This is a genomic window from Oribacterium sp. oral taxon 078 str. F0262 (genome assembly GCF_000160135.1).
Classification (GTDB): Bacteria; Bacillota; Clostridia; order Lachnospirales; family Lachnospiraceae; genus Oribacterium.
Genome location: NZ_GG729934.1, coordinates 491,501 through 502,478, shown reverse-complemented (window position 1 = coordinate 502,478; position 10,978 = coordinate 491,501). Strand labels below are relative to the sequence as shown.

Annotated in this window: 10 protein-coding genes; 5 read left to right on the top strand and 5 right to left on the bottom strand. The window is 52.7% G+C overall.

The features are described from left to right. The first annotated feature begins 4 nt into the window (after positions 1 to 4). The gene (gene fsa / locus GCWU000341_RS06030; RefSeq protein WP_040653520.1) at positions 5 to 661 is read left to right on the top strand and encodes a fructose-6-phosphate aldolase; all 657 of its coding nucleotides are present in this window, start codon (positions 5 to 7) and stop codon (positions 659 to 661) included. A gap of 189 nt (positions 662 to 850) precedes the next feature. Here fsa and GCWU000341_RS06025 read toward each other — a convergent pair whose 3' ends face one another. The 5 genes from GCWU000341_RS06025 to GCWU000341_RS06005 all read right to left on the bottom strand — a co-directional run bounded on the left by GCWU000341_RS06025 (position 851) and on the right by GCWU000341_RS06005 (position 5,857). Beyond that, positions 851 to 2,785 carry a PfkB family carbohydrate kinase gene (locus tag GCWU000341_RS06025; protein WP_009214933.1) on the bottom strand — a complete coding sequence of 645 codons (1,935 nt, stop codon included), beginning with the start codon at positions 2,783 to 2,785 and terminating at the stop codon, positions 851 to 853. A 79-nt stretch (positions 2,786 to 2,864) separates the two neighbouring features. Next, on the bottom strand, positions 2,865 to 3,152 hold the full coding sequence (gene yajC / locus GCWU000341_RS06020) for a preprotein translocase subunit YajC (protein ID WP_009214932.1): 288 nt from the start codon (positions 3,150 to 3,152) through the stop codon (positions 2,865 to 2,867). Between the two features lie 29 nt (positions 3,153 to 3,181). Further along, positions 3,182 to 4,363: a M20 metallopeptidase family protein gene (locus GCWU000341_RS06015; RefSeq protein WP_009214931.1), complete on the bottom strand. Its 1,182-nt coding sequence runs from the start codon at positions 4,361 to 4,363 to the stop codon at positions 3,182 to 3,184. A gap of 26 nt (positions 4,364 to 4,389) precedes the next feature. Further along, positions 4,390 to 5,097, bottom strand: coding sequence for a hypothetical protein (locus tag GCWU000341_RS06010; protein WP_009214930.1), 708 nt, complete (start codon positions 5,095 to 5,097; stop codon positions 4,390 to 4,392). Between the two features lie 49 nt (positions 5,098 to 5,146). Next, entirely contained in the window at positions 5,147 to 5,857 is a 711-nt protein-coding gene (locus GCWU000341_RS06005; protein WP_009214929.1) for a DUF5058 family protein, read from the bottom strand. Between the two features lie 371 nt (positions 5,858 to 6,228). Between GCWU000341_RS06005 and GCWU000341_RS06000 the strand changes: the two genes are divergently transcribed. From GCWU000341_RS06000 to GCWU000341_RS05985, 4 genes are all read left to right on the top strand, one after another. After that, complete coding sequence (locus tag GCWU000341_RS06000; protein ID WP_009214927.1) at positions 6,229 to 7,335, top strand: BMP family lipoprotein; 1,107 nt, start codon at positions 6,229 to 6,231, stop codon at positions 7,333 to 7,335. A gap of 83 nt (positions 7,336 to 7,418) precedes the next feature. Next, positions 7,419 to 8,960 (top strand): ABC transporter ATP-binding protein, encoded by a 1,542-nt coding sequence (locus GCWU000341_RS05995; RefSeq protein ID WP_009214926.1) that lies wholly within the window; start codon positions 7,419 to 7,421, stop codon positions 8,958 to 8,960. Continuing rightward, positions 8,947 to 10,005 (top strand): ABC transporter permease, encoded by a 1,059-nt coding sequence (locus GCWU000341_RS05990; RefSeq protein ID WP_009214925.1) that lies wholly within the window; start codon positions 8,947 to 8,949, stop codon positions 10,003 to 10,005. Before GCWU000341_RS05995 ends, GCWU000341_RS05990 begins: the two co-directional genes overlap by 14 nt. Beyond that, entirely contained in the window at positions 10,005 to 10,964 is a 960-nt protein-coding gene (locus GCWU000341_RS05985; RefSeq protein WP_009214924.1) for an ABC transporter permease, read from the top strand. Before GCWU000341_RS05990 ends, GCWU000341_RS05985 begins: the two co-directional genes overlap by 1 nt. The last annotated feature ends 14 nt before the right edge of the window (positions 10,965 to 10,978 follow it).

Below are 10,978 nucleotides of genomic sequence, written 5' to 3'. Positions count from 1 at the left end.
GAAGATGAAGTTCTTTATTGATACGGCGAATGTGGACGAGATCCGGGAGTGCTGGGAGATGGGGATCATCGCCGGCGTGACGACCAATCCCTCATTGATCGCGAAGGAGGGGCGGGATTACAGACAGACCCTGAAGGAGATCGCGGGGATTGTCGATGGGCCGATCTCCGGTGAGGTCAGAGCGAGCAGCATAAAGGCCGAGGATATGATCTCGGAGGGCCGGGAGATCGCAGAGCTCCATGAGAATATGGTCGTGAAGATTCCGATGACCGCGGAGGGACTGAAGGCGGTGAAGCGGCTTTCCTCCGAGGGAATCCGGACCAATGTGACACTGATCTTCAGCGCGGCGCAGGCCCTTCTTGCGGCGAGAGCCGGTGCGAGCTATGTCTCTCCCTTCCTCGGAAGGCTCGACGATATTGCAACGGACGGCATCCTTTTGGTGGAGGATATCATGGCGATTTTTGAAGGATACCCGGAGATCCGGACGGAGGTGATCTGCGCCTCTGTGCGCCATCCGATGCATGTCGTAGAGTGTGCGAAGACGGGCGCCGATATCGCGACCGTTCCCTATAAGGTTCTCGTCCAGATGATGAAGCACCCGCTCACGGAGATCGGCATCGAAAAATTCCGGAAGGATTATGAGGCGGTCTTTGGAAAATAGGGGAGCTCTCTCGGAATGCGGAGTCCTCCGCTGCCTTACGCGCCGCGTTTTCTGCGGGGAGGTTGGGAAGCGGAGGACTCCGTTTTTTAAGCCCGGGAGAAGCCCGCGGGCTTTTTCATGCATGGGATCTCGCAGACTCTCACAGGCGGGAGAAAGCATTCGAGATCAGTTTGCGCATCGGCCGGGCTTTCATGGCTTCGGCTTTTCCGGGCGGCTTTCCTCCAGGGAAAGGAGGGAAGGCTCTCTTTGTGAAATATAGGTCTCCAGGGTATTCCTGTCCGCAAGCGATGGGACGCAGCCGGATCTGCTTGTGCTGATGCCCGCCGCGAAGCCCGCGATGCGGATGGAGCGGTCCAGGTCATAGCCGTACAGCAGGTAGGAAGCCAGAGCGGAGATGAACGCGTCCCCGGCCCCGGTGCTGTCTACCGATGGGATATTGATCGCGGGATAGGATTTCTCACAGTCTTTTGTTTTTAGAAAACAGCCCCTGCTTCCGAGAGTCACGATGACAATGGGAATATTTTTATCCAAAAAATATTGGGCTTTTTCCTGCATGCTGCCAAAGCCGGGACAGATCTCATTTAATTCATTCAGATTGGGAATCAGGATATCGATATATCGAAGGAGCTCTGCCGGGAGCTCTCCGCAGGAGGAGGGCTTTAGTATGGTTTTTCCGCCGTATTTTTGGCTCAGGCGGCAGGCCTCCAGAACGGCATCCATGGGGATCTCCGTGCAGACCAGGGAGAAGGAGCTCCGCCGAAACAGCTCTTCCTTCTCCCGGACGAGAGCGGCACTTAGGGAGCTGTTTGCGCCGGAAAGGATGGAGATCAGAGATTCGCCGCGGGGATCTACAATGATATGCGCTCTTCCCGTCTGCTTTTCGGGACATCGGGAAACACCGCGGAGCTGGACATGATATTTCCTCAGGGTATCGTAGATCAGATGAGATTCTCTGTCTCTTCCCACGTTTCCGATGAGGGAGACCCGGTGCCCAAGCTTTGCGGCCCCAATCGCCTCGTTGGTGCCCTTCCCTCCGGGATAGATATTCTGAGAGCTGCTGGAGACGGTCTTTCCGGACACAGGGAGTGTGGAGACATTCAGATAATTATCGATATTGATGCTTCCTACGATGCATATTTCACACTCTCTCTTCGCCGCGGAGACAGGCCTTCTGCTTTGACGGTTCTTCACGAAGGACGGAGAAAAGCTGTGGAGGATCATGTCCCCGTCTTCCAGCTGCTGCAGCGCCCCCCGGAAGATAAATCGCCCGAATTCCTCCGACGGCAGTTCATAAAAATTGATATCGGGGAAGAGGGAGGGGAGCTCGGAGCCATGGTTCAGAGTACAGATCGAGAGCTCGGAGGGGATCTGATAATGCAACGCGGCTGCTCTTTGATAGATCCGGATGGCAGTGCTGAAGTCCGGGCAGAGTACGGCGCTCACGGATTTTTCGATCAGCTCATCCAGAAGCTCCGGACGATTTTTATCATAGATCAGGTCCTTAGGAATCGGCAGCCGGTGATCGAATAAATATTCCCGGTAGCCCTCTATGAAGCCGGGATAATTTTTTTCCGGATCCAGGACGCAGGCTGTTTTCTCGAAATGATTCCGATGATAGCTCTCGGTAAGACCATAGGAGATATGAGACAGGTCCATGTGAAAGGAGCGCTCGTCACCAGAAAAAAGGGGAACGGAGGGGAGCTGCAGGGCGCTGAGCTTTCTCTGAAAGGAAGTCTCGGCTTTTTCATCCGCCTTCGCGGACTGCTCCCACAGAATCAGATCGATCCTGGATTTCTCCAATTCCGAAAAGAGCAATTCGATTTCGGGATCACTTTTCGGTATCATGGAGAGGGATACGGTGTATCCTTTGCTTTGCGCTTCTGAAAGAAGGCCCTTCATGACCGAGCCAAAGAGCAGTGAATTTTCCCGGATCAGAAGCTTTGCATGGAAATACTTGAGATGCTGGGAGATAAATGCCGCATAGGGAGAGTAGTTGCATGAGCGGGCAACCTGAAGGACCCGTTCTCTGGTTTTCTGGCTGATGCTGCTGTCCTTTTGGTTCATGACCTTGGAGACTGTGGATACAGATACTCCTGCCAGCTTCGCGATATCCTTTATCGTCATAAATTCCTCCAAAGTCCCCGATCTTCAGCAGATATCATGGGAAAGAAAAGAGAGAGGGGAAACCATGCTCCCCTCTCCTCTAAGGTTTCGCCGCTTTTATCTGCCGTATTGCATAGAGAACTACTCTGATATGGACCTCTTTTTCTTTGTCGATGAGAAGCGTGACATAGTCGCCGTCCCGCTCGGAAACGATTCCGACGATTCCCCCTATGGTGATCACCTCATCCCCTTCCTTGAGAGAAGCGAGCATATGCTTTTGAGCGGAATGCCTCTTTTTGTTCGGGATGTATACAAAAATATACATCGCAAGCAGAAGAAGGAGGGCATAGGACAGAAAAAGACTTAGCTGCGGAATCTGCGGAATCATAGGAGCCTGCCTTTCTGCCTGCTGCGCCGCTATTCTATGTGAAAGTATTTCTCGACAATTTTCACAAAGAGAGCGGATCCGATCCAGAGGACATCCTCGTCGACGTTAAACCTGGGGTTATGATGGGAGACATCGCTTCCTTTTTCTTTATTGGAGGAGCTTAGGAAGATAAAGGCTCCGGGAGCCTTCTCCAGATAATAGGCGAAGTCCTCTCCCCCCATGTTCGGCGCATCCACATGGTCTATCGTCTTCTCCGCTCCGACGACTTCCCGCGCGCAGTCGGCGACCAGCATTGCCATGGCGGGATCGTTGACCACAGGGGGCGCTCCCCAGATCATCTGCACTTCTGCGCTTCCGCGGAAGAGCGCCGCGGTCTGAGAAGAGATCTCCTGAATCCTTTTTGCGAGGAAATCGCGGGTTTCCTTGTCCAGGGTCCGGATCGTGCCCTCCAGAAGAAATTCCGTTGGTATGACATTATAGGTCTTCCCGGCCTCCACATGTCCGACGGTCAGGACCGCAGGCTTTACCGCGGGGATTTCTCTCGCAAGGATCTCCTGCAGGGAGAGGATGAGATGTGCTCCTATATTGATGGGATCGACTCCCTTTTCCGGGGTTGAACCGTGGCAGCCGGAGCCATGGATCCGCACTATAAACTTGTCAAAGGAGGCCATGCAGCAGCCGGGCGTACATATCACCGTCCCGGCGGGGATTTCCTTCGAAAGAATGGTCCCGATATGGGTCCCGAAGACTGCGCTCACGCCGTCCATGCAGCCATGATCGACCATCCTTCTGGCCCCTTGAGCGCCCTCCTCATCCGTCTGAAACAAAAGGCGGATACTGCCGGGGATCCGATCCCTGTTTTTGAAAAGGAGCTCCGCGGCTCCCAGCAGCATCGCCATATGGGTATCATGGCCGCAGGCATGCATGCAGCCCTTATGCCTGGAGATGTAATCCACCTCATTTTCTTCCGTGATCGGAAGAGCATCCATATCCGCGCGGAGAGCGAGGACAGGACCATCCTTAAAACCCTGTATCGTCGCGATCAGACCGCTGTCAAAGCTGTTTTCCTCGAAGGGAATCCCCATCTCCTGAAGCCGCTCTTCCAGATAAGCGCGGGTCTTCGGGAGATCTCCGCCAAGCTCCGGAATCTGGTGGAGATCCCGCCGCATGCGAAGCAGCTTGTCCTGCAGTTCTTTACATTTTTCCCACATGATAAATCCTCCTTATCGGCATGGCGTTATGAGCTTATCCACTTGTTTTTATAAAAGATTCTCGCGATCAGGAGAGTGCCAAAGACTGAAAATGCGATGACAAAGGCAGGAGGGAAGGATGTGAAGCGTTTGAGCAGGACCGGGATCAGCAGAGCAAAGACGGCAAGCTTTGGATACTTTATGGCGAAGTTTCCGAAGGTTGCCCCAAAGATTGCGGAGCTCGCATATTTTGTGAGTCCGTCTACGACGATCGCCGGGAGCACGGATAAGACGGCGGAGCCGATCAGTACCGCCGAGCTGGTGGCGATCAGATTGGTGATGATGGAGCCGCAGATAGCCATGGTGGAAACGAGCTCCGCCTGCAGAGTCCCCGGCTTGGAACCCGTTGTGTCCAGGGCCAAGGCGGCACAGGGGACACGCATATTTCCGATGTTTCCCGATAAAAAGCTCAGATAGGTTCCGGTCATCCCCAGCGCGGCGTAGTAGGATATCGGCTCCACGAAATAAAAGGCACCGAAGGATGCGGCCACCATTCCCCATGCGGTCAGGACGGTCTGCAGCGGAGGCCAGCAATTATGGCTGCTGCACAGCCAGATTACGGGGATAAAGGCAGTCAAGGCAGCCATGATATTTGTGGGACTGCCTATGCGAATGGAAGAGCTTTTCCATTCCTTCATCAGCTCCTCTTCCTTCACAGTCTTCTCCTTTCTCCGAAAAGCGCGGAAAATTTCCATGACAGCTGCTGCATATGAAACTGCGGGATTTCGGAACTCCGCTTATCCCTCAGGGCTCCACCAATATCGCGGCGGCGATTCCGATGAGCATCGCGATTCCGAGGGAATACTCCATCAGCTTCGGGAACTTTTTGCATACGGTTTTTACGAGGAAAATCATGGCGAGAGCACCGACGATAACCGCGGTTCTGTTTCCCCAGCCCTTAAGGATATCGCCGGAATTCAGATAGCCGAAGATCCCCAGAGAACAGGCCCCGCTCAAAATGACAAGCCACTTTGCGTCCCCTCCGGAGACCTTGTTTCGCAGGATTTCAAGGGAAGGGGTCGCAATGCCCGTGAAAAGAAGCCAGCCCGCTCCGTTGAGGGCCATGGTGAACCAGGAAACCGCAAGAGCTGTGAGAGTATATTTGTCGGAACCGAGCTCCGCGCCATAGGCCTCCGCTCCGATCCTTGCGGCGGAGAGCTCCGTCGGGGCAGCGCCGATAATGGAAAGTCTGAGCCAGGCCATGGGACCTCCGATGGAAGCCATCAGTCCTACCATGACGATAAAGACTCCGAGCGCAGGTCCGATGGCCGAAATCATGCCGATTCGGAAGGCCTGCCTGGAGAGGGAAGGGTCCAGCTGCGATTTTTTCGATATTGAAAGACATTTCCTGACATAAAGCGTGGTCTGAAGTACGGAAATCAGAACCGTGGCGGCACATAAAACCCATATGATCGGCAGATTGGAGACCGATTGGACTTCGCTTACATCTTTCATGCTATGCCTCCCGAAGAATAGTTCCCAAGATCTGAATCATTTTACTGAAATATCCCCGCCGGGATGCTGCGCGTAGAATTACGGCGGCCCTTCCGGCGTCTGACGGAGACTAATATAATTAACATAGCATTAGCGACTAAAACAAACAAGCATAAACTTGCAAGAATGAATTATAAGATAGTTGTGAGCTTATAATAAAACATATATTCATAATTATGCTCATAAGAATAGGGAGATATATCGCGCTTACAGGGTATTATTCACAAAATTCGCTCTTGACAGAGGAGGACTTATCGTCTATCTTAGAGATTAAGAAAATGATATAGGAAACTATTTTCCTACGTGTGAAATGAAAAAGAAAAGGAGGAAAAATGAAGAGAGCGATCGGTATCTTGCTTGCCATGGCCGTCATCCTGATGCTCGGAGCCTGCGGCCCTTCGGCCAATGAGGCGGCATCTCAAAAGGCGGAGGAAAAGGGAAGCTCTGCAAAAAGTGCGGAGCCGGAAGGGGACGAAAAAAAGGAAAAGCTCAGAGTCTGCATTGTTTATACGGGGAATCTGGGAGATAAATCCTACAATGATTCCTGCAATGCCGGAGCGCAGAAGGCCGTTTCGGATTTTGGCATTGAATTAAAGTCTCTGGAGGGGACTAGCGCGCAGGAATGGGAGGCGAATCTGCTTTCCGCTTGTGAAGGGGGCTATGATCTGGTGATCGGAAGCTCCTCCAATATGGCGGATTATATTGCAAAGCATGCTCCTGATTATCCGAAGATCAAATTCGCGATCATCGATACAAAGGTGGATCTCCCCAATGTGGAATCTATCAGCTTCGCACAGAATCAGGGATCCTTTCTGGCGGGGGCGGCTGCGGCGATGTTCACCCAGAAGACAGAGATCAAGGGAGTAAACCCGGAGCATATCATAGGCTGGGTAGGAGGGATGGATATCCCTGTCCTGCATGATTTTTATGTCGGCTATGAACAGGGCGCAAAGTATATTGCCCCCGATATCTCCATCCTTCAGTCTTTTGCGGGGTCTTGGTCGGACCCTCTGAAGGGAAAGGAGCTGACGCTGGCCCAATATGAGCAGGGGGCTGACATTGTCATGAATGTCGCGTCCGGAACGGGAACCGGAGTCCTGGAAGCGGCGAAGGAGGCCGGGGAATATGCCATCGGCGTGGATCTGAATCAGGACGCGGATCAGCCGGGCTCTGTACTGACCTCTATGGTAAAGAGGGTGGACAATGCCTGCTATCTTATCATTCAGGCGGCCGCAGACGGAAGCTTCCGCGGAGGGACGACACAGTATCTGACGCTTGCAGAGGGAGGAGTCAGTCTGACGGATTTTTCCGTGATGAAGAAAGCGCTTGGGGAGAAATTCCCCCAGGATATCGTGGACAAGTGTGAAGAGCTGGAGAAGAAGATTGCCTCTGGAGAAATAGAGGTTAAAAATTACGAGGGCTTCGGGCCGGAAGCCTAAAGCCTGCAGTAAAGAAGAGAGGATGTGAAGCCCGGAAAGAGGACTTCACATTCCTTCGATCCAAAATCGGGTTTTGGGAGGCGATGGTGAAGGAAGAATATGTCGTTGAGATGCTTTCGGTGTCCAAATCATTCGCTGAGGTCTGCGCGGTCAAAGATGGTAGCTTCAATCTGAAAAAGGGAGAGATCCATTCTTTAATCGGAGAAAATGGCGCCGGAAAATCTACCATGATGAAGCTCCTCTATGGGATGTATCCGATCGACAAAGGGGAAATCTTCATCAAGGGCGAAAGGATGCTGAGATTAAATCCCGGCATCGCGATCGAGCATGGAATCGGCATGGTGCACCAGGAATTCATGCTGGTCAATGAGCTTAGCGTTTTGGAAAACATTATTCTTGGCTTTGAGCCTAAAAAAGGTCTGAAGATCGACTTCGCAAAGGCAGAGAAGGAGATCCGGAAGTACATTGAGCTCTACCATCTGGAGCTTCCGCTGGACAAAAAGGTGGGACAGATTTCCGTAGGGGAGGCACAGCGCGTTGAGATCATAAAGACTCTGATGAGGGGAGCGGAGATTATCATATTGGATGAGCCCACGGCGGTCCTTACGCCACAGGAGACGCAGAAGCTTTTCGAGATTATGAGAAATCTCAAAAAAGAGGGGAAGTCTCTGGTCTTTATCTCCCATAAGCTGAATGAGGTCATGGATATTTCCGACAGAATTTCTGTCATGCGGCAGGGGGTATTCCGCGGAAGCATGAATAAGGAGGAGACCTCCCCGCTGGAGCTCACGAAGCATATGATCGGGAGAGAGGTCTTTTTGAGCGGAGGAGGGAAAAGAGGCGTGCCTGGAGAGGTGGTGCTGGAGCTTTGCGATGTCTGGGTTCCCAGCGCAAAGGAGAGCTCGAAGATTCGCGGAATGTCATTTTCCCTCCGGGAGGGCGAGATCCTCGGCCTCGCGGGGATCGACGGAAACGGACAGTCGGAGCTGATTGAGGCAATTACGGGCTTAAGGAGGGTTGAGAGGGGAAGGATCCTTTTAGACGGCATTGATATCGCGAATCAGACGCCGAAGAGGATCAGAAAGCTGGGGCTTTCTCACATTCCGGAAGACAGAAATGTCAGAGGATTAAACCGCAGCATGAACGTCCTGGAAAATCTGCTTTCCGTAGAAATCGATCAGGCGCCGTATTCGAAGGGGCCTTATCTGAACCAAAGGGCGATGGAACGCCATGGTGAAGAGCTGATCAGAAGCTTTGACATCCGCCCGAACAACTGCAAGGGGCCAAGCGCAGCGCTTTCCGGCGGGAATGCGCAGAAGCTGGTGGTCGCGAGAGAGCTGTCTCTGAAAAAGAAGGTTTTGATAGCGGCACAGCCCACAAGAGGAGTGGATATCGGGGCGATAGAATCCATAAGGGCCGCTTTGGAGAAAGCCAGAAGAGAGGGGAGCGGGATCCTGCTGGTCTCGGCGGAGCTGGAGGAAATTCTCTCTCTTTCCGACCGTATTATCGTGATCCATGAGGGCAGAATCACCGGGGAAATGCCGGTATCGGATGCGAACGAAAATAATCTGGGGCTCCTTATGATGGGAGGCGGGAAAGAGGAAAGAAAATATGAACGCATATAGGGCTGTATTCAGGATTTTGCTCATTCTCGCGATGGCCCTGGGAATCGGCGCATTATTCATCCTTCTTATTGGAGAAAATCCGATACTGGCCTATGCCGCTTTGCTGAGAGGCGCCTTCGGGACGAGGCTGGGGCTTGGGACCGTGATAGCGGGCTTTACGCCGCTTCTTCTGACCTCTACGGCCTTTGCGCTTGCGGCGAAGGCGGGGGCGTTCAATGTCGGAGTGGAGGGAGAGGTAATTCTCGGGGGAATTACCGCGGCGTATATCGGAATTAACTGGGGCTTTCTCCCGGTGTCTCTTCTCTATGCCGCATGCTTTTTGGGGGCTGTGATCGTATCGGGACTATGGGCGCTGATTCCGGCGGTATTAAAGGTGTACTACAATGTATCGGAGGTCTGTGTGACGATTTTGATGAATACGGTGGCAGTCTATATCGCTTCGTATCTCGTGAGTGGACCGATGAGCGCGGGATCCGCGATTCCTCAGTCAGCGCCCGTACTGGTGACCCTGCCCAAAATCATAAAGCCGTCTTCAGCCAATGCGGGAATCTTTATCGCAATTTTTCTGGTCATTCTGATTATCCTTATGCTCTGTAAAAGCAAATGGGGGTATAAAATCAAAATGGTGGGGACAAATCCAATGAATGCGGATTACACAGGGACCTCTTCCAAACGCGTATTCATATCCTGCATGCTTCTCTCGGGGATGCTCGGCGGGATCGCGGGCTGCATCGAGGTCCTGGGGGTACATGGCTATTATCTGGATAATTTCGCAAAGGACCTGGGAATCAACGGCATGCTCGCCGCCTTAATTGTGAAATCCAATGTTTTCTTCACGCCATTTATCGCCTTTTTTCTCTCCGTTTTAAAAGCCGGAGCCATGGCGATGCAGCAGGCCACGAATGTTCCGAAGTCCATAGTGGATACGGTATCTGCGGTATTCATCATTGTCGCCACAATGGATTTTGTCCTGGAACGGCGCAAAGGAAAAAAGAGGGAGGCGCTCAGTCTTCCTTCCGGGGCGGAGGAAGAGGGAGGAAGCTAATGGGAAATTCAGGGAAAATATTTAATCTGTCGCTGATCTATGCTACATTCCGGGCCTCCGCGCCGATCATCTACGCGGCCTTATGTGCGGCAATCACGCAGCAGGCCAATATCCTGAATATCGGCACAGAGGGAATCATGCTCGTCGGCGCGTTTACGGCAGTGACAGTCAGCTTTTTCACGGGAACATGGATTCTTGGGGTATTCGCGGCAATGCTGAGCGGGGCTCTGATCTCGCTGATCATGGCTGTAGGACACATCAAGTATCACTCGGAAATCTGCGCAATCGGGATGGGGGTGAATCTTTTTGCCATTGCAATCAGTAAATTTCTGCTGCAGGCAATTTTCAAGACGAGCGGAAGCTTTTCCGATCCGGGTCTTTCCGTCATTCCAAGGCTGCATTTTGCTTTTCTCGAGCATGTGCCGATCCTGGGGGACTTATGGAATGACTGCTGCCTCACGGAATGGCTGGTGCTTTTTCTCGTGCTTTTTCTGGAATTTCTGTTTTATAAGACGGTTTGGGGACTGCGCCTCCGGGCCGTCGGGAAATTTCCGGATGCCGCCCGGACCGCCGGAATTCCCGTCGATACGGTCCGCTACCAGGCGATGCTGATTTCCGGCCTCATCGGAGGACTGGCGGGAGCACATCTTTCCCTTGGCTACAGCTCGCAGTTTGTCGAAAATATGACGAATAATCGAGGATTCATGGGAGTCGCCGCGATGTATTTCGGCGGGGCGAATCCGATTCTGACCTCCGTAGGCTGTCTCTTATTCGGCTTTTCGGATTCCGTCGGGGCCAGACTGCAGGCCTATGGCTTTCCCGCGCAGTTTGTGCTGATGATGCCGTATCTGGTCACGATTCTCATTTTGTCGCTTTCCCTTATCGTAAAGAGAAAAACGATAAGGAGGAGAGAATCCGCCCTGCTCCCTGCCATGAGAACAGATGCCGGGAAGGCATAGGATCGTCATTAGAG